General features: G+C 55.8%; 20 protein-coding genes. 10 read left to right on the forward strand and 10 right to left on the reverse strand.

Annotated features, from left to right (window positions below):
- Positions 1-129: 129 nt before the first annotated feature.
- The 3 genes from AC007G_RS19935 (at position 130) to dcuR (ending at position 3,630) form a co-directional block, all read left to right on the forward strand.
- Positions 130-1,077, forward strand: a complete 948-nt coding sequence (locus AC007G_RS19935) for an AEC family transporter (RefSeq protein WP_032686927.1) — start codon at positions 130-132, stop codon at positions 1,075-1,077.
- 71 nt (positions 1,078-1,148) lie between these two features.
- Positions 1,149-2,834 carry an NAD-dependent malic enzyme gene (locus AC007G_RS19940; protein ID WP_046852200.1) on the forward strand — a complete coding sequence of 562 codons (1,686 nt, stop codon included), beginning with the start codon at positions 1,149-1,151 and terminating at the stop codon, positions 2,832-2,834.
- A 79-nt stretch (positions 2,835-2,913) separates the two neighbouring features.
- Positions 2,914-3,630: a two-component system response regulator DcuR gene (gene dcuR / locus AC007G_RS19945; RefSeq protein ID WP_032686925.1), complete on the forward strand. Its 717-nt coding sequence runs from the start codon at positions 2,914-2,916 to the stop codon at positions 3,628-3,630.
- Positions 3,631-3,685: 55 nt separating this feature from the next.
- Here the strand turns inward: dcuR and lpxM are convergent, their stop codons facing one another.
- The 3 genes from lpxM to znuA all read right to left on the reverse strand — a co-directional run bounded on the left by lpxM (position 3,686) and on the right by znuA (position 7,117).
- Entirely contained in the window at positions 3,686-4,660 is a 975-nt protein-coding gene (lpxM, locus tag AC007G_RS19950; protein WP_032695586.1) for a lauroyl-Kdo(2)-lipid IV(A) myristoyltransferase, read from the reverse strand.
- 177 nt (positions 4,661-4,837) lie between these two features.
- A complete protein-coding gene (gene mepM, locus AC007G_RS19955) occupies positions 4,838-6,157 on the reverse strand; it encodes a murein DD-endopeptidase MepM (RefSeq protein WP_032699367.1) in 1,320 nt (439 codons plus the stop codon).
- A 15-nt stretch (positions 6,158-6,172) separates the two neighbouring features.
- Positions 6,173-7,117, reverse strand: a complete 945-nt coding sequence (gene znuA, locus AC007G_RS19960) for a zinc ABC transporter substrate-binding protein ZnuA (RefSeq protein ID WP_032686922.1) — start codon at positions 7,115-7,117, stop codon at positions 6,173-6,175.
- Between the two features lie 78 nt (positions 7,118-7,195).
- On the opposite strand from znuA, the gene znuC reads away from it, so the two are divergent.
- Together znuC and znuB are read left to right on the forward strand one after the other, a co-directional pair.
- Positions 7,196-7,948, forward strand: a complete 753-nt coding sequence (gene znuC / locus AC007G_RS19965) for a zinc ABC transporter ATP-binding protein ZnuC (protein WP_032686921.1) — start codon at positions 7,196-7,198, stop codon at positions 7,946-7,948.
- Complete coding sequence (gene znuB / locus AC007G_RS19970; RefSeq protein ID WP_032686920.1) at positions 7,948-8,733, forward strand: zinc ABC transporter permease subunit ZnuB; 786 nt, start codon at positions 7,948-7,950, stop codon at positions 8,731-8,733. Before znuC ends, znuB begins: the two co-directional genes overlap by 1 nt.
- A gap of 88 nt (positions 8,734-8,821) precedes the next feature.
- Here znuB and ruvB read toward each other — a convergent pair whose 3' ends face one another.
- The 6 genes from ruvB to aspS all read right to left on the reverse strand — a co-directional run bounded on the left by ruvB (position 8,822) and on the right by aspS (position 14,242).
- On the reverse strand, positions 8,822-9,832 hold the full coding sequence (gene ruvB / locus AC007G_RS19975; RefSeq protein WP_032695287.1) for a Holliday junction branch migration DNA helicase RuvB: 1,011 nt from the start codon (positions 9,830-9,832) through the stop codon (positions 8,822-8,824).
- An 8-nt stretch (positions 9,833-9,840) separates the two neighbouring features.
- The gene (gene ruvA, locus AC007G_RS19980) at positions 9,841-10,452 is read right to left on the reverse strand and encodes a Holliday junction branch migration protein RuvA (RefSeq protein WP_004864039.1); all 612 of its coding nucleotides are present in this window, start codon (positions 10,450-10,452) and stop codon (positions 9,841-9,843) included.
- Between the two features lie 79 nt (positions 10,453-10,531).
- Positions 10,532-11,053, reverse strand: a complete 522-nt coding sequence (gene ruvC / locus AC007G_RS19985; RefSeq protein ID WP_004864044.1) for a crossover junction endodeoxyribonuclease RuvC — start codon at positions 11,051-11,053, stop codon at positions 10,532-10,534.
- Between the two features lie 154 nt (positions 11,054-11,207).
- Positions 11,208-11,948, reverse strand: a complete 741-nt coding sequence (locus AC007G_RS19990; RefSeq protein WP_032687322.1) for a YebC/PmpR family DNA-binding transcriptional regulator — start codon at positions 11,946-11,948, stop codon at positions 11,208-11,210.
- A 61-nt stretch (positions 11,949-12,009) separates the two neighbouring features.
- Positions 12,010-12,453: a dihydroneopterin triphosphate diphosphatase gene (gene nudB, locus AC007G_RS19995; RefSeq protein WP_032686918.1), complete on the reverse strand. Its 444-nt coding sequence runs from the start codon at positions 12,451-12,453 to the stop codon at positions 12,010-12,012.
- Position 12,454: 1 nt separating this feature from the next.
- Positions 12,455-14,242, reverse strand: coding sequence for an aspartate--tRNA ligase (gene aspS, locus AC007G_RS20000; protein WP_142630712.1), 1,788 nt, complete (start codon positions 14,240-14,242; stop codon positions 12,455-12,457).
- A gap of 267 nt (positions 14,243-14,509) precedes the next feature.
- Here aspS and AC007G_RS20005 point away from each other — a divergent pair, with 267 nt between their 5' ends.
- Genes AC007G_RS20005 through cmoB form a run of 5 tightly spaced genes read left to right on the forward strand, consistent with a single transcriptional unit; the run spans position 14,510 to position 18,133 of the window.
- Entirely contained in the window at positions 14,510-15,076 is a 567-nt protein-coding gene (locus AC007G_RS20005; RefSeq protein ID WP_131056050.1) for a hydrolase, read from the forward strand.
- On the forward strand, positions 15,073-15,891 hold the full coding sequence (locus tag AC007G_RS20010; RefSeq protein WP_142630713.1) for a DUF72 domain-containing protein: 819 nt from the start codon (positions 15,073-15,075) through the stop codon (positions 15,889-15,891). Before AC007G_RS20005 ends, AC007G_RS20010 begins: the two co-directional genes overlap by 4 nt.
- Before the next feature lie 53 nt (positions 15,892-15,944).
- A complete protein-coding gene (locus tag AC007G_RS20015; RefSeq protein ID WP_046852198.1) occupies positions 15,945-16,340 on the forward strand; it encodes an MAPEG family protein in 396 nt (131 codons plus the stop codon).
- 39 nt (positions 16,341-16,379) lie between these two features.
- On the forward strand, positions 16,380-17,123 hold the full coding sequence (cmoA, locus tag AC007G_RS20020; RefSeq protein WP_004864067.1) for a carboxy-S-adenosyl-L-methionine synthase CmoA: 744 nt from the start codon (positions 16,380-16,382) through the stop codon (positions 17,121-17,123).
- Positions 17,120-18,133, forward strand: a complete 1,014-nt coding sequence (gene cmoB / locus AC007G_RS20025; RefSeq protein ID WP_032686914.1) for a tRNA 5-methoxyuridine(34)/uridine 5-oxyacetic acid(34) synthase CmoB — start codon at positions 17,120-17,122, stop codon at positions 18,131-18,133. The genes cmoA and cmoB overlap by 4 nt, the downstream gene beginning before the upstream one ends.
- Before the next feature lie 88 nt (positions 18,134-18,221).
- On the opposite strand, the gene cutC is transcribed toward cmoB, so the two are convergent.
- A complete protein-coding gene (gene cutC / locus AC007G_RS20030) occupies positions 18,222-18,965 on the reverse strand; it encodes a copper homeostasis protein CutC (RefSeq protein ID WP_142630714.1) in 744 nt (247 codons plus the stop codon).
- Positions 18,966-19,030 lie beyond the last annotated feature (65 nt).

Consider the following 19,030-nt stretch of genomic DNA (forward strand, 5'->3'; position numbering starts at 1 on the left):
TGTAAGTAAAGTTCCCAAGGCGAAATTATTTAAATACCCGCCACTGTGATTTCAATCACCTTTCATTCCATAGGGGATCGTTAGATTAAAAACCACAAGTAACCCTACAGCCTATTTTCAGGATAATTTATGCCTACGCTGCTATTACAATCATTGTTCCCATTAGTTTTTATCATGTTACTCGGTTGGCTCAGCGGTAAGTTAGGCTATACCCGTCGTGAAGATGCCTCGGTGTTAGCCACCGTCGTCATTCGGTTTGCTCTGCCCTTTCATCTTTTTATAGGCGCATTAAATACCAACCCGGATAAAATTAAAAACTTCGCCTTTATGGCGGTATTAGTGATTGGCCTGATGGGGTCTTATTTCCTTACCCTGCTGATCTCGCGCTACGTATTCCGCCATGACATCAAAACCAGCGCGCTCCAGTCCCTGGTGTGCGCATTTCCTGATATGGCCTATTTCGGTGCGCCGGTCCTTGCCGTCCTGATTGGGCCCGAAGGGTTTCTTGGCGTGCTTATCGGCAACTTAATCACCAGCGTCTTCATGATTCCCCTGACGATAATCCTGATTCGGATGGGCGATAAACATGCCGCTGGCGATGGAGAGAAAATTCATGCGGGTAAGCTGATTGTGCAAAACCTGCTGAAAGCCATCAGAAACCCTATCGTCTGGATCCCGATCTCAGGGGTGCTGCTGAGCCTTGCTGGCGTACAGCTTCCCCATATGCTCAGCATGCCGATTGAAATGGTCGGGAAAATTGCCGGCGGCCTGTCGCTGTTTGCTCTTGGCCTGCTGTTTTATGGAGAACGCCCGACGGTTAATATTCAGACCTGCACCAACATCAGTATTAAAAATCTGCTTCAGCCCGCCATGATGGCCGCGGCAGGCCTGGCTTTTGGTCTCAGCCATACGCTGATGCAGCAGGTCATTATCATTGGCGCCACCCCTTCAGCCATCGCTGCCGGTATGTTTGCTCTGCGCAGCGATACTTATATTGAGCCGGCCTCATCCTCTATTTTACTCGGCACCGCCATTGGCGTGGTCACCGAAGGCATCATGATTTATTTAATTTCTTAATTACCGTCTCAGGGCAACATTTCTATCAAGTTAAACCTGTTTTTATTTAAACAATGTTCAGGAGTCATCAAATGTTAGTCAAAGAAACATTATATACCCCTTACAATGGCGCAGTGCTGCTGGAAAATCCGCTGTTAAATAAAGGGCTCGCTTTTACCGAGGGGGAAAGAACGGCGTTTAATCTCCAGGGATTACTTCCGCATAATGTTGAAACTATCGAAGAACAGACGGAGCGCGCGTGGAAGCAGTTCAGTGAATTTAAGCGCGATATTTCCCGACATATCTATCTGCGGAATATTCAGGATACCAACGAGACGCTATTTTATCATTTGCTACGCCGTCATATGAAAGAGATGCTGCCGGTGATTTATACGCCAACCGTCGGAGAAGCCTGCGAACACTTCTCCGAAATTTATCGTCGTGGGCGCGGTCTGTTTATTTCCTGGCCTAACCGGCATCACATTGACGAGATGCTGCAGGGCTTCTCCCGCCACGATATTCAGGTGATCGTCGTTACCGATGGCGAGCGTATTCTTGGCCTGGGCGATCAGGGTATCGGCGGGATGGGCATTCCGATTGGTAAACTCTCGTTGTATACCGCCTGCGGCGGCATTCATCCCGCTGCGACGCTGCCAGTGATGCTGGATGTCGGAACCAACAATGCGAAGCACCTCGAAGACCCGCTGTATATGGGCTGGCGTCATCCGCGCATTAACGACGATCAGTATATGGAGTTTATGGATAGGTTTGTCGATGCGGTAAAACGTCGCTGGCCGCATGTCCTGCTGCAATTCGAAGATTTTGCCCAGAAGAATGCCAGCCGCCTGCTTAATCGCTATCGCAACCAGCTGTGCTGTTTCAACGATGATATCCAGGGAACAGCCGCCGTCACGACCGGTACGTTGATTGCCGCCGCCGCGGTGGCAGGCACCCGTATGCGCGACCAGCGGGTTGTGTTCCTCGGCGGCGGTTCCGCCGGCTGCGGTATTGCCGAAAAAATTATTGCGCTGATGGTTGATGATGGTTTATCGGAGAAAGAAGCCCGCAGCCAGGTCTTCATGGTCGATCGCTTTGGTTTACTGACCGATGAGATGCCCAATCTGCTCGATTTTCAGCAAAGCCTCGTGACGCCGCGGGAGGCTATAGCCCACTGGGATGTAACCTCTGCCAACCTGTCGTTGATGGATGTGGTGCGCAATGTGCACCCGACCGTGCTTATTGGCGTATCCGGCCAGCCGGGTCTGTTCAGCGAAGCGATAATCAAAGAGATGCACCGCCACTGCCCACGGCCGATCGTGATGCCGCTCTCTAACCCAACCTCCCGCGCCGAAGCACAGCCGAAAGACTTGCTGGAATGGACTCAGGGTAACGCGCTGATCGCCACCGGCAGCCCGTTCGAACCGGTGTTCTGTCAGGGGGCGACCTACGATATCGCTCAGTGCAACAACGCCTATATTTTCCCAGGACTGGGGTTAGGCATCCTGGCGACCAAGGCGGAGCGCGTCACCGAAGCCATGCTGATAACCTGCAGTAAAACGCTGGCGGCCCACTCGCCGTTAGCCACCACCGGCAAAGGCGGGTTATTACCCCCGGTGGAAGAGATTGAGATGATTTCCCGGGCCATTGCTCTTGATGTCGCTCTGGTGGCCCAGGCCGAAGGCGTCGCCGAAAAACTCAGCGAGGAAGAGCTGATCGCGAATATTGATAACACCTTCTGGCACGCGCGTTACACCTCCTATAAGCGTTCATCGCTGTAGCGACACGTTCCTTCATTAATCCTGCGGGAAGCATCCAGGCGTCGACTCCCCTGCTTCCCGATAGTCAAAGGAACCGCGCATGTTCAATGTGCTTATTGTGGATGATGATTCGATGGTTGCAGAGCTGAACCGGCTGTTTATCAGCAGGGTCGCCGACTTTCGCTGCTGTGGTATCGCCTCAACGCTGGCGGAAGCTGAGCAGATGCTGAACCATGTACCCGCGATCGATTTGATCCTGCTGGATGTGTACATGCAGCGAGAGAACGGACTGGATCTGCTGCCCATCCTGCGTACGAGCGCCCGCAGTATCGATGCGATCATGATTACTTCCGCCGCCGATGCGGCAACCGTCCAGACGGCGATGCGCTATGGCGTGGTTGATTATTTAATTAAACCGTTTCAGTTCCCGCGTTTTGAAGAGGCGCTGCTGACATGGCGCAAACGACGCGAGCTGCAGCACGCCAAATCCCGCTACGAGCAGTCCGATGTTGACGATTTACTGCGCAGCGGTATTCAGCGCCCGGATAACGCCCGCCGCTTACCTAAGGGATTAACGCCGCAAACGCTGCGCCTGGTGTGCCAATGGATTGATAGCCATCAGGAGAACGCCTTCTCGACAAATGAGATCGCCAACGCGCTGCAAATCTCCAGAGTTTCGTGCCGTAAGTATTTAATCTGGCTGGAAAAGACGGGGATTCTCTTCACCAATAATCACTACGGCCTCACCGGTCGACCGGAATATCGCTACCGGTTGATTAGCGAGCAGACGGCTTTACTCAAACAATACAGCCGATGAACCCGGCAGGTTCATCGGCTCTCTTTTACTACGCCGGTGGAGGCACAGGCTGACGCTATTTCTTTTTCGGGAAGAGTTCTTTGCGCTTATAAGGCTCGATTTCCCCCGGCTTACGCGTCTTCAGCAACTTGAGGATCCAGGTATATTGCTCGGTATGCGGCTTGACGAAAATCTCGACCTCTTCATTCATTCGTCGCGCGATCGTGTGATCATCGGCGTCCAGCAGGTCATCCATCGGCGGACGTACCAGCACCGTCAGACGATGGGTTTTACCATCATAGACCGGAAACAGCGGCACCACGCGCGCGCGGCAGACCTTCATCAGCCGGCCAATCGCCGGTAAGGTGGCTTTATAGGTCGCGAAGAAATCGACGAACTCGCTGTGCTCGGCACCGTGATCCTGGTCGGGCAAATAGTAGCCCCAGTAGCCCTGGCGGACCGACTGGATAAACGGTTTAATGCCATCGTTACGCGCGTGCATGCGCCCACCAAAGCGACGTCTGACGGTATTCCACACGTAGTCAAAGACCGGATTCCCCTGGTTATGGAACATTGCCGCCATTTTCTGACCGCCCGAGGCCATCAACATGGCCGGAATATCCACTCCCCAGGCGTGCGGCACCAGGAAGATCACCTTTTCGTTATTGCGCTGCATCTCTTCGATGATCTCTTTGCCCTGCCAGTCGACGCGGGAAAGAATATGTGCAGGATCCCGCAGACCCAGCTCGGCCATCATGACCATCGCCTGCGGCGCCGACATATACATTTCATCGATAATAGCCTCGCGCTCCTGCTCGCTCTTTTCCGGGAAGCAGTACAGCAGGTTTATCTGCGCACGACGGCGCGAGCTTTTCGCCAGCCGACCAACCGCACGTCCCAGTTTACCGAGGATCGGATCGCGAAAAGAGGGAGGCGTCAGGGCAATGCCGGCAAACGCAAAAACCCCCAGCCAGGCGCCCCAGTAGCGCGGGAGTAAAAAGGATTTTTCAAACTTTGGAATAAACTCAATATTATTTTTTTTCGTTTCCATGCCCAGTCCACAGCCGTACTGCATAAAAAAAGATAATGGGGTAATCCCGTCAAACCGCAAGTTGCAGCCTCAGAAGCCGTAAGACGACTTATTGTGGGTATAGTTTAGCGATACGATGGGGAACCTACAAAAGAAAAAGCCGGCGCGCGACAGGCACCGGCTTGCATTGACATTCTGCTAGTCAAACCGCAGCTGCGGGATGACCTCTTTGACCTGCGCCAGATAATCGGTGCGATCGGAACCGCTCAACCCTTCGGTACGCGGCAGTTTCGCCGTTAATGGGTTCACGGCCTGCTGGTTAATCCACACTTCATAGTGCAGATGCGGACCGGTAGAACGTCCGGTGTTACCCGACAGCGCAATACGATCGCCGCGCTTCACTTTCTGCCCCGGTTTCACCAGCAGTTTACGCAGGTGCATATAGCGGGTGGTATAGGTACGGCCATGGCGTACGGCCACATAGTATCCCGCCGCGCCGCTGCGCTTAGCCACCACCACTTCACCATCGCCGACCGCCAGAACCGGCGTCCCCTGCGGCATCGCAAAATCGACGCCGCGGTGCGGAGCGACGCGCCCGGTCACCGGATTCAGACGACGCGGATTAAAGTTCGAAGAGACGCGGAACTGGCGCGCCGTCGGGAAGCGCATAAAGCCCTTCGCCAGACCGGTACCGTTACGATCGTAGAACTTACCGTCTTCCGCACGAATCGCGTAATAATCCTTGCCCTCTGAACGCAAACGCACGCCCAGCAGCTGGCTCTGTTCCCGTTTCCCGTCAAGCATTTCGCGCGACATCAATACCGAGAACTCATCGCCTTTTTTCAGCTTGCGGAAGTCCATCTGCCACTGCATCGCCCGGATCACCGCGCTCACTTCCGTACTGGTCAGTCCGGCTTCACGAGCGCTGGCAACAAAGCTGGCGCCCACGGTGCCTTTCAGCACGTTGTTGACCCAATCCCCTTTCTGCAGCTCGCTGCTCATTTTAAAGCCGTTCGCGACCCGGTTGTAGGTGCGGGTTTCACGACGCGACATTTCCCACGTCAGACTTTGCAAATCCCCCTCTGCCGTTAAGGTCCATGAGAGCTGCTGACCAATTTTCAGGTTGCGCAACTCTTTGTCGGCTGAGGAGAGCTGGGCGATATCGCCCATATCGATGCCGTACTGGTTGAGGATGCTGCTCAGCGTATCGCCAGTGGAGACCACATATTCGTGGCCGCCTGACTCGCTGTCGGCTTTATCATCCAGTTCATCTTGAGGAATGGCTTCTTCTTCCTGCGGCGCCTGGTCGATAGGCTCGGAGGCTTCCGGCAGCAGAGAACGGATTTCGCTTTTTTCCAGCTCAATCGTCCTGACAATAGGGGCGGATTCCGGATGGTAGATATAGGGTCGCCAGACGGCGACCGCTAATGTCAGAACGCTCAACGACCCCAGCATGACGCGGTGAGGTCGTGGCAAATTGTTGAATGCCTGAGTGACAGCGCGGGCTATCTGTTGCACGTATTCACTTCCTCGTTAATCTCCTTTCAGGCAGCTCGAATACTGTTTCGCCAGTTGGTCGAGGAACTGCGGGTAACTTTCTTTACCCAGCTTAATCCCGGTACCAAGAGGGTCCAGAGTCCCCATGCGCACAGAGGTGCCCCTGGCAACAGCTTCTATAACGGCTGGCCTGAACTGTGGCTCAGCAAAAACGCACGTGGCTTTTTGCTCAACCAGCTGTGTTCTGATTTCGTGTAAACGCTGCGCACCGGGCTGTATTTCAGGGTTTACGGTAAAATGCCCCAGTGAGGTCAGACCGTAGTGTTTTTCAAAGTAGCCATAGGCATCATGAAAAACGAAATACCCTTTTCCTTTCAGCGGTGCGAGCTCGTTACTGACCTGCTTATCGGTTGAAGCTAATTTTGCCTCAAATTCTTTCAGGTTAGCGTCAAGTTTGGCTCGACTCTGCGGCATAAGTTCCAATAATTTATCGTGGATTGCAACCGCTGAAAGCCGCGCTATCTCTGGGGATAACCACAGATGCATATTGTAAACACCATGATGGTGATCGCCGTCACTATTTTCACCTGCGGCGTGTTCGTGGCCATGATCGTCATCGTCGTCATCCGCCCCTTTCATGAGCAGCGGTTTCACGCCGGCAAGCTCAGCAATGGTCACCTTTTTATTCGACGCAATGCTTTGCGTTGACTTGTCCATGAATGCTTCCATCTCTGGACCAATCCAGACCACTAAGTCTGCGTTCTGTAAGCGTTTTGCATCGGAAGGACGCAGTGAATAATCATGCTCTGAAGCGCCGTCAGGCAGGAGCACCTGGGTCTCCGTGACTCCATCAGCGATAGCGGAAGCGATAAAGCCTAAGGGTTTCATCGAGGTAACCACGGCGGCATTCGCCGTAGAGGTCTGAGCGAACAAAAAAACGGCGCCAAGTCCAGCGCAAAGAAGCGTATTTTTATGTAACATAATGCGTCTAGTCATCGTAATGAATGAGAAAGATGTGATATTATAACATTCAATCGCTTGTGCAACCCCTAATTTGACATGACAAATCTTGTAACTCTCGAAAACGTCTCGGTCGCCTTCGGCCAACGACGCGTACTGTCTGACATTTCGCTGACGCTAAAGCCCGGCAAAATTTTGACCTTACTCGGCCCTAATGGCGCAGGCAAATCCACGCTCGTGCGGGTGGTTCTTGGACTGGTAGCACCGAGTGACGGTGTTATCAAGCGCGAGAACAATCTGCGGATTGGCTACGTCCCGCAAAAACTGCATCTGGATGCCACGATGCCGCTGACCGTCAGCCGGTTCATGCGCTTACGTCCCGGCACCCGCAAGCAGGATATCCTGCCGGCGCTGAAACGTGTCCAGGCCGGGCACCTGATTGAAGCGCCGATGCAAAAACTCTCCGGTGGCGAGACCCAGCGCGTGCTGCTGGCCCGGGCCCTGCTGAACCAGCCGCAGCTGCTGGTGCTGGATGAACCCACGCAGGGCGTCGACGTTAACGGACAGGTTGCCTTGTACGATCTGATAAACCAGCTGCGTCAGGAACTGGATTGTTCGGTGCTGATGGTCTCCCACGATCTGCATCTGGTGATGGCGAAAACCGATGAGGTGCTGTGCCTGAATCAACATATTTGCTGTTCCGGCACCCCGGAAGTGGTCTCCCTGCATCCGCAGTTTATCTCGATGTTTGGCCAGCGCGGGGCGGAACAGCTGGGGATCTATCGCCACCATCATAATCACCGCCATGACCTGCAGGGGCGGATTGTACTGCGTAGGGGAAATGAGCGCTGATGATTGAACTCCTGTTACCCGGCTGGCTGGCCGGTATTATGCTTGCCTGTGCGGCAGGACCGCTCGGGTCGTTCGTGGTCTGGCGCCGGATGTCCTATTTCGGCGATACGTTAGCTCATGCCTCTTTGCTTGGCGTGGCCTTCGGCCTGCTGCTTAACGTGAATCCGTTTTATGCGGTGATCGCCGTGACCTTAATGCTGGCAGGCGGCCTGGTGTGGCTGGAAAAACGCCCGCATCTGGCGCTCGATACCTTACTGGGGATTATGGCGCACAGCGCGCTGTCGCTGGGTCTGGTAGTGGTTAGCCTGATGTCGAATATTCGTGTCGACCTGATGGCCTATCTGTTTGGCGATTTACTGGCGGTAACGCCGGAAGATTTGATCTCTATCGCCATTGGCGTGGTGATTGTGCTGGCGATCCTGCTCTGGCAGTGGCGCAACTTGCTATCGATGACCATCAGCCCCGATCTGGCGTTTGTCGATGGCGTGAAGCTGCAGCGGGTGAAACTGCTGCTGATGCTGGTCACCGCGCTGACCATTGGCGTCGCCATGAAGTTCGTCGGCGCGTTGATTATTACCTCGCTGCTGATCATTCCTGCCGCCACGGCGCGCCGCTTTGCCCGTACGCCGGAGCAGATGGCCGCAGCTGCCGTTGGGGTGGGGATTATCGCGGTGACCGGTGGGCTGACCTTCTCGGCGTTTTACGATACCCCCGCTGGCCCGTCCGTGGTGCTGTGCGCCGCGCTGCTGTTTATCTTCAGCATGATGAAAAAATCGGCCACCTGACCGATGCCCTCTTCCCCGGTCACGCCGAGTCGACCGGGGTCATCCTCCCTGCCGGGACATGGACACAGCTCACCTGCCGGGAGGCAGATTACGGCATTGCCGGCGGCGTGATGCCGAAGTGATTCCAGGCGCGTACCGTCGCCATCCGCCCACGCGGCGTGCGCTGCAAAAAGCCTTGCTGGATCAGATACGGTTCCAGAACATCCTCGATCGTTTCCCGCTCTTCGCCAATCGCCGCCGCCAGGTTATCCAGGCCGACGGGGCCGCCGAAGAATTTATCGATGACCGCCAGCAAAAGTTTGCGGTCCATATAATCGAACCCTTCCGCATCAACATTCAGCATGTCCAGCGCCTGGGCGGCGATGTCCAGCGATATGGTGCCATCGTGGCGTACCTCGGCAAAGTCACGTACCCGGCGCAGCAGACGGTTGGCGATACGCGGCGTACCGCGCGCCCGGCGCGCCACTTCCAGCGCCCCTTCGTCGCTCATTTCCAGGCCCATAAAGCGGGCGCTGCGGCTGACGATATGCTGCAGGTCAGGGACCTGGTAAAACTCCAGCCGCTGTACAATTCCGAAACGGTCACGCAGCGGCGAGGTTAACGACCCCGCGCGCGTCGTGGCGCCAATCAGGGTAAACGGCGGCAGGTCGATTTTGATCGACCGCGCCGCTGGCCCTTCGCCGATCATGATATCCAGCTGGTAATCTTCCATCGCCGGATACAGTACCTCTTCCACCACCGGCGAAAGGCGGTGTATTTCATCAATAAACAGCACGTCGTGGGGTTCGAGATTGGTGAGCATGGCGGCCAGATCGCCCGCCTTCTCGAGCACCGGACCGGAGGTGGTGCGCAGGTTGACGCCCATCTCATTGGCGACGATATTTGCCAGGGTGGTTTTCCCAAGCCCCGGCGGGCCAAAGATCAGCAGGTGATCGAGCGCATCCCCGCGCAGCTTTGCCGCCTGGATAAAAATCTCCATTTGCGAACGCACCTGCGGTTGACCGACATACTCTGCCAGTAATTTGGGGCGGATTGCGCGATCGGCCGACTCTTCAAACCCGGTGCTGTCTGCTGAAACCAGCCTGTCTGCTTCAATCATCCCTTACCTCACAACGCGGCGCGGAGCGCTTCACGAATTAGCATTTCACTGTTGGCATCCGGGCGCGCGATTTTACTCACCATCCGGCTGGCCTCCTGAGGTTTATAGCCCAGCGCCACCAGCGCGGCAACCGCTTCCTGCTCCGCATCGTCATCAGACGGGCCAGCCGGTGAAGTCAGCACCAGATCCGTCGCTGGCGTAAACAGATCGCCGTGCAGACCTTTGAACCGGTCTTTCATTTCAACGATCAGACGCTCAGCGGTTTTCTTACCGATACCCGGCAGTTTCACCAGGGCAGCCAGCTCCTCACGCTCTACGGCATTAACAAACTGCTGCGCCGACATGCCGGAGAGAATCGCCAGCGCCAGCTTTGGCCCGACGCCGTTGGTTTTAATCAGCTCTTTAAACAGGGTGCGTTCCTGCTTGTTATTAAAACCATAGAGCAGCTGCGCATCTTCGCGAACGACAAAATGGGTAAAAACGATGGCCTCGTTGCCCACATCCGGCAGTTCATAAAAACAGGTCATTGGCATATGTACTTCATAGCCCACGCCTCCCGTTTCCAGTAATACAAGCGGGGGTTGTTTTTCGAGAACGATGCCTCTGAGTCTGCCTATCACATGGAGCTCCTGCGTTAAGGGCTAAAGTATCTGCGGTATCATAAAAAAAGGCTGGATGAATATCCAGCCTGATTTGAGGTTATCGTAAGCGGCCACGCGCCAGATTGAGCCGCGTCTCGCTGATCTGAGCCGCGTTCTGACTGACGTGGCAGTGGGTAATGGCGATAGCCAGCGCATCCGCCGCGTCCGCCTGGGGGTTGGCGGGAAGCTTAAGCAGCGTGCGCACCATGTGCTGCACCTGGCTTTTTTCCGCGCTGCCGATGCCGACCACGGTTTGCTTAACCTGCCTTGCGGCATACTCAAAGACCGGAAGGTCCTGATTGGTCGCCGCGACAATCGCCACGCCGCGCGCCTGCCCCAGCTTCAGCGCTGAGTCGGCGTTTTTCGCCATAAACACCTGCTCAATGGCGAAATAGTCCGGCTGAAACTGGGTGATAATTTCCGTCACGCCAGCGTAAATCAGCTTCAGGCGCGACGGTAAATCGTCGACTTTGGTCCGAATACAGCCGCTGCCAAGATAGCTCAGCTGTCGCCCGACCTGACGAATCACGCCATAACCGGTAATGCGTGACCCCGGGTCAATGCCGAGAATAATCGCCATCACGCACCTCCGGTAATAACTAATCCCTGAGCCCCTGAATATTTCAGTTCACAGCCAGGCGGCCCTGCCGCGAATCCCCGGGAGCGTAGATTCACTCCCTGACCGGGGTGAGCGGGGAGAGCCAACACCGCTGTGGGCTGAAAGATTACGGGTATCACAGCGTTGCTGCGACCTCATCAGAGATCTCGCCATTATGATACACTTCCTGCACGTCGTCGCAGTCTTCCAGCATATCGATCAGACGCAGCAGTTTAGGCGCTGTTTCCGCGTCCATATCCGCTTTAGTTGAAGGAATCATCGATACTTCGGCCGCGTCAGCCTTCAGGCCAGCTGCTTCCAGCGCATCGCGCACCGCGCCCATCTCTTCCCACGCGGTGTAGACGTCAATCGCGCCATCGTCATAGGTCACGACGTCTTCCGCACCGGCTTCCAGCGCGGCTTCCATGATGACGTCTTCGTCGCCCGCTTCAAAAGAGATCACCCCTTTTTTGCTGAACAGATAGGCCACGGAACCATCGGTACCGAGGTTGCCGCCGGTTTTGCTGAAAGCGTGACGCACTTCAGCCACGGTACGGTTGCGGTTGTCACTCAGACATTCAACCATGACCGCGGTGCCGCCTGGGCCGTAACCTTCATAAATGATGGTTTCCATGTTTGCGTCTTCATCGCCGCCTACGCCACGGGCGATAGCGCGGTTCAGCGTGTCGCGGGTCATGTTGTTGGACAGCGCTTTATCCACTGCCGCACGCAGACGCGGGTTGGAAGCGACATCGCCGCCGCCCAGGCGCGCTGCGGTAACCAGCTCACGAATGATTTTAGTAAAGATCTTACCGCGCTTGGCATCCTGTGCCGCTTTGCGGTGTTTGGTGTTGGCCCATTTACTATGACCTGCCATAAAAAACTCTCCAAAAATGCCTGCTTCCCACAGCCTTTCGACCTGCAAACGGCTGGGAAGACTAGTCGGCGTTAATTACAAATTCTTCAATCGCCTGCCGGTTACTCCACGACTTGGTCAATGCGGCAGCGTCTGCCGCATTGACCCAGCGGTAATCCAGATGTTCCGTGAAGACAATCTGGCGTTCATGAGGGAGCGCAAGACAGAACCAAAACTCCGTATTGCGCTCAACGCCCGGCGCGTAGCGATGACGTAAATGAGAAAATATCTCGAAATCCACCGTGCGCTGACAGTCCATTAAGGTCAGCTGCTCATGAGCAACATCAATCGCGACCTCTTCCTTTACTTCACGCACGGCGGCTTGCGCTGCGGTCTCCCCCGCTTCCAGGCTGCCGGTTACCGACTGCCAGAAGGCGGGATCGTCGCGTCGCTGCAACATCAGCACCCGCTTCGTATCTTCGGCATAAATGACCACCAGAACGGAAACGGGAAGCTTGAATGACATCTTACTTATTCTCCGGAGACTCTTTTGTCTCTTTCGCCACAACCTGAATACCTAACTCGCCCAGGGAAGTCGGGTTAGCAAAGCTCGGCGCTTCGGTCATCAGACAGGCCGCGGCGGTTGTTTTCGGGAAGGCAATAACGTCACGGATATTATCGGTACCGGTCAGCAGCATGGTCAGACGATCAAGACCGAAGGCCAGACCCGCGTGCGGCGGCGTACCGTATTTCAGCGCGTCCAGCAGGAAGCCGAATTTTTCACGCTGTTCCTGTTCGTTGATGCCCAGGATGCCGAATACCGTCTGCTGCATGTCGCCATTGTGGATACGGACGGAACCGCCGCCCACTTCATAACCGTTGATCACCATATCGTAGGCGTTGGCGATCGCGGTTTCCGGCGCGGTTTTCAGCTCTTCCGCGGTCATGTCTTTCGGCGACGTGAACGGGTGGTGCATCGCGGTCAGACCGCCTTCACCATCATCTTCGAACATCGGGAAGTCGATCACCCACAGCGGCGCCCATTTGGTTTCGTCGGTCAGACTCAGGTCTTTACCCAGCTTCAGACGCAGCGCGCCCAGCGCATCGGCAACCACTTTCTTGTTGTCGGCGCCGAAGAAAATCATGTCGCCATCCTGGGCGCCGGTGCGCTCAAGGATCGCCTCAACGATTTCTGCGGTGAGGAATTTCGCTACCGGGCTGTTGATGCCTTCGAGACCTTTCGCACGCTCGTTAACTTTCATGTAAGCCAGGCCTTTCGCGCCATAGATCTGCACGAACTTGCCATACTCGTCAATTTGTTTACGGGTCAGCGCAGCGCCACCCGGCACGCGCAGCGCAGCGACGCGCCCTTTGGCATCATTGGCCGGGCCGGAGAAGACGACAAACTCCACGGCCTTCACCAGGTCGGCAATATCGACCAGCTCCATCGGGTTACGCAGATCCGGCTTATCAGAACCGAAGCGGCGCTCGGCTTCCGCAAAGGTCATCACCGGGAATTTGCCCAGATCGACGCCCTTCACGTCCAGCCACAGTTTGTGAACCAGCTCTTCCATGACTTCACGCACCTGCGGCGCGGTCATAAAGGAGGTTTCCACATCGATCTGGGTGAATTCCGGCTGGCGATCTGCACGCAGGTCTTCGTCACGGAAGCATTTAACTATCTGATAGTAACGGTCAAAACCGGACATCATCAGCAGCTGTTTAAACAGCTGAGGAGACTGCGGCAGCGCGTAGAATTTGCCTTTGTGCACGCGGCTCGGAACCAGATAGTCACGCGCACCTTCCGGGGTCGCTTTAGTCAGCATCGGGGTTTCGATATCGAGGAAACCGTGATCGTCCATAAAGCGGCGCACGAAGCTGGTGATTTTCGCACGGGTTTTCAGGCGCTGAGCCATTTCCGGACGACGCAGGTCCAGGTAACGGTATTTCAGTCGCGCTTCTTCGGTGTTGACGTGATTGGAGTCAAGCGGCAGCGCTTCTGCACGGTTGATGATCGTCAGCGAAGAGGCCAGCACTTCGATGTCGCCGGTGGCCATCTCGCTGTTGACGTTTTTTTCGTCGCGCGCGCGTACGGTACCGGTGATTTGGATGCAAAACTCATTGCGCAGTTCGGAAGCCAGCTTTAACGCCTCCGCACGATCCGGATCGAAAAACACCTGCACGATGCCTTCGCGGTCACGCATATCAATGAAGATAAGGCTACCAAGATCACGACGACGGTTGACCCAACCACACAGAGTCACCTGCTGCCCCACGTGGGACAGACGTAGCTGTCCGCAATATTCTGTACGCATGAGATATCCCTTAACTTAGCCGCAGGCGGATTGTGCCTGCCTCGCAGGCGACGGAGTCGCAGCTTTAGCTGAATGTCACAACTGAATGAAAAAAGGCGGCCATTATAATAGAATTTCCGCCGCACGATAAGCCCGATGCAGTTTGTACGTTGCTTTGCTGTACGCTTATTGCCTGTGCTCACAAAAATTAACAAAAATTGTTACCCATGAGCCGGATCGGCAACGGTATTGTAACGGTCAAACCACAGAAGAAGATACGGGGATACCATGTTAGAACTCAATGCGAAAAAAACTGCGCTCGTTGTCATCGATCTGCAAGAGGGTATTTTGCCCTTCGCCGGCGGGCCGCATCGTGCCGATGACGTGGTAACGCGCGCAGCCCGTCTGGCCGAAAAGTGCCGTCAACAAGGCTCGCCGGTCATCATGGTCCGCGTCGGCTGGTCCGCTGATTTTGCCGAAGCGCTGAAACAGCCGGTTGATGCGCAGGCCGGCGGGCACGCCCTGCCGGACAACTGGTGGACCTGGCCGCAGGCGCTGGGCAAACAGGACGGCGATATCGAAGTCACCAAACGCCAGTGGGGCGCCTTCTATGGTACCGACCTCGAACTGCAGCTACGCCGTCGCGGTATTGATACCATTATTCTCTGCGGCATCTCCACCAACATCGGCGTTGAATCCACCGCGCGTAATGCCTGGGAGCTGGGCTTCAACCTGGTTATCGTCGAAGACGCCTGCAGCGCCGCCTCAGCCGAGCAGCACCAGGGCAGCATGACCCATATTTTCCCGCGCATCGCCCGCGTGCGCAGCACCGAGGACGTTCTCTCCGCCTTATGATTTATATCGGGCTCCCGCAATGGTCGCACCCGAAGTGGGTGCGTCTGGGCATCACCAGCCTTGAAGAGTATGCTCGCCATTTTAACTGCGTGGAGGGCAATACGACCCTTTACGCCCTGCCGAAGGCGGAAATCGTCGCCCGCTGGTATGAGCAAACCCACGATAATTTTCGCTTCTGCTTTAAATTCCCGGCCACCATTTCGCATCAGGCCGCCCTGCGCCATTGCGACGGCTTGAGCCATGAGTTTTTTACTCGTCTGGCGCCGCTGGAAACGCGTATTGGCCAGTACTGGCTGCAGCTGCCCGCCACCTTTGGCCCCGGCGACCTCTCTGCCCTGTGGCACTTTCTCGATACTCTGCCGACCTCATTCACCTATGGCGTCGAAGTGCGGCATCCGGAGTTTTTCGCCAAAGGGGACGCCGAAAAGGCGCTCAATCGCGGGCTGCATCAGCGTAACGTGAATCGCGCCATCCTCGACAGCCGCCCGGTGCATAGCGCCGTCGCGCGAAATCCGGCCATGATCGACGCCCAGCGTAAAAAACCCAAGCTTCCGGTTCATGCCGTGGTCACGGCGGGGAATCCGCTGGTTCGCTTTATCGGCAGCGATGACATGGTCCACAATCACCGGCTGTTTGGCGTCTGGCTGCAGACCTTAGCCAAATGGCGTCAGTCGACAACGCCCTATTTATTTCTCCACACCCCGGACATCGCACAGGCCCCGGAGCTGGTCAGCACGCTTTGGGAAGATTTACGCCGGGTGATGCCAGAGGTCGGGAGCGCACCGTCAATTCCGCAGCAAACCGCGCTTTTCTGATATCCTGCTATGCTAATCGGAGCCATCTCAAAGAGTGAAAGGGAGTTTTTTGTATGGTCAGCGCGCTGTACGCGGTGTTGGGTGCGTTATTGCTAATTAAGTTTTCTTTTGATGTTGTACGTCTGCGCACGCAATACCACGTCGGGTATGGTGACGGAGGGTTTAGCGAACTACAGGTTGCTATCCGCGTGCACGGCAACGCCGTTGAGTATGTCCCCATTGGCATCATCCTGCTGCTGTTTATGGAGATGAATGGCGCGCAGAACTGGATGGTGCACGTCTGCGGTATCTTGCTGATTGCCGGACGACTGATGCACTCCTACGGTTTTCACCACCGGCTTTTCAGCTGGCGTCGCTCCGGAATGAGCGCCACCTGGTGCGCCCTGGTGCTGATGGTGCTCGCGAATCTGTGGTATATGCCCTGGGAGTTGGTTTTCTCCTTACATTAGCGCACAATACGCCGTTTTCGTTTTTTCGGGTTTAACGTTATGTCTCACCGCGATACGCTTTTTTCCGCGCCGATTGCCAGCCTCGGCGACTGGACCTTTGATGAACGGGTTGCTGAAGTCTTCCCGGATATGATCCAGCGCTCCGTGCCCGGCTATTCCAATATCATTTCTATGATCGGCATGCTGGCTGAACGCTTCGTTCAGCCCGATACCCAGGTTTACGACCTCGGCTGCTCGCTTGGAGCGGCAACGCTCTCTATCCGGCGTAACATTGCCCACCCTGGCTGCAAAATTGTCGCGGTGGATAACTCTTCGGCGATGGTCGAACGCTGCCGTCGCCACATCGATGCCTATAAAGCGCCAACGCCGGTCGAGGTTGTGGAAGGCGATATTCGTGATATTACCATCGACAACGCCTCCATGGTGGTGCTGAACTTCACCATTCAGTTTCTGGCCCCCGACGAACGCCAGGCCATTCTGGATAAGGTTTACCAGGGGCTGAATCCCGGTGGCGCGCTGGTGCTGTCCGAAAAATTCAGTTTTGAAGATGCGCATGTTGGCGAACTGCTGTTCAACATGCATCACGACTTTAAGCGTGCCAATGGCTACAGCGAACTGGAAATCAGCCAGAAGCGCAGCATGCTGGAAAACGTCATGTTGACCGATTCGGTCGAAACGCACAAAGCCCGCCTGCATAAAGCCGGGTTTGAACATGCCGAATTGTGGTTCCAGTGCTTTAACTTTGGTTCACTGGTGGCGGTGAAATCAGAGGAAAAAGCATGATCGATTTCAATCATTTTTATCAACGTATTGCCCTCAGCCCGCTATCTCACTGGCTGGAGACACTCCCCGCCCAGGTAGCGGCCTGGCAACGGGAAGCTCTGCACGGCAAATTCCGCGAGTGGGAACGGGCCGTAGAGTTTCTGCCGGAGCTGGCTCCGTATCGCCTGGACCTGCTGCATAGCGTCACCGCCGAAAGCGAAACGCCGCTAAGCGAAGGCCATCGGCTGCGCGTAGAGAATCTGCTGAAAAACCTGATGCCCTGGCGCAAAGGGCCATACTCGCTGTACGGCGTGAATATCGATACCGAATGGCGTTCTGACTGGAAATGGGAGCGCGTATTGCCGCACCTCTCCGATCTGACCGGACGCACGATTCTCGACGTTGGCTGCGGCAGCGGATATCACATGTGGCGCATGATCGGCGCCGGCGCGCATCTGGCGGTCGGGATTGACCCGACGCAGCTGTTTTTATGCCAGTTTGAAGCGGTGCGTAAGCTGCTGGGTAACGATCAGCGTGCCCACCTGCTGCCGCTGGGCATTGAGCAGCTTCCGGCACTGAACGCCTTCGATACCGTCTTTTCGATGGGCGTGCTGTACCACCGCCGCTCGCCGCTCGACCATTTATGGCAGCTCAAAGATCAGCTGGTCGACGGTGGCGAACTGGTGCTGGAGACGCTGGTGGTCGAAGGGGATGAAAATACCGTTCTGGTCCCGGGCGACCGCTATGCGCAGATGCGCAACGTCTACTTTATTCCGTCGGCCGCGGCGTTGAAAATGTGGCTGGAGAAGTGTGGATTTGTCGATGTGCGGATTGTCGATGTCTGCGCCACCACCACCGAAGAGCAGCGCCGTACCGAATGGATGATTACGGAGTCACTGGCTGACTTCCTCGACCCCGACGACAGCGGTAAAACGCTTGAAGGTTACCCGGCGCCGGTGCGCGCGGTGATTATTGCCAACAAACCCGAAACCCAGCAGTCGCTGGCGAAAAAGTCAGCCGGCTGCAAATAAAGGTCAAAAAAAGACCCCTGTTGAAATTGCAGGGGCCTGGTACGGGCAATCATCATATTGGGCGACATGATGTGCAGCAAAAAACGGTTTAACTTCTCTGCGCAGAAATGATTTGCTTCATTTCTGCCACCGCTACGCCATTAACGGCATAGCGCGAATATTCATCTGCGTCGGCATCGGCGGACATCGACAATCCGGAATGACGGAAGCGCATTGGCGATGGCACCCAGTGCCCGGCTGAGCTGTGGACTTCTTTTACGCCAGCCTGAAGAAACTTCGCCAGGTTGGCCGCTCGAACACCTGCACCAGCCATAATGGTTGGAGTATCCCCCAGGGCAATAAGTTCCGTAATTAATGAAAGACCTTTTTCCGCGCTGGCCTGCTGACCCGATGTCAGGATACGGGCCACGCCGGAATCGGCCAGCGTGCGATAAGCCTGATACGGATCCGCACACATATCAAAAGCCCGATGGAACGTGACCGCCAGCGAACCGGCCGCCGCCATGATTTTTTGCATGCGCGCGATATCGACCCGACCATCCGCATCTAACACCCCGATGACCACGCCGGGAAAACCCAGCTCCCTGACCGTCACCACATCATCGAGCATCGCCGCAAACTCGCTCTCGGTGTAGCAAAAATCACCGCCGCGCGGGCGAATAATCGGATGCACCGGAATGGTCACCATTGCGCGTACTGTTTTCAGCACACCCAGCGACGGGGTTAATCCCCCTTCATGTGGCGCGGCGCAGAGCTCAATGCGATCGGCACCACAGCGCTGCGCCTCTTGCGCACAGGCCATGCTGTAACAGCAGACTTCCAGTAGCGTCATTTCCTTCTCCTTTACGCTGCGGGCAACACAGCATGTCATGATTTATCCGTTCAAAAACCGCGTCG

This window comes from Klebsiella sp. CSG-1, assembly GCF_056521145.1.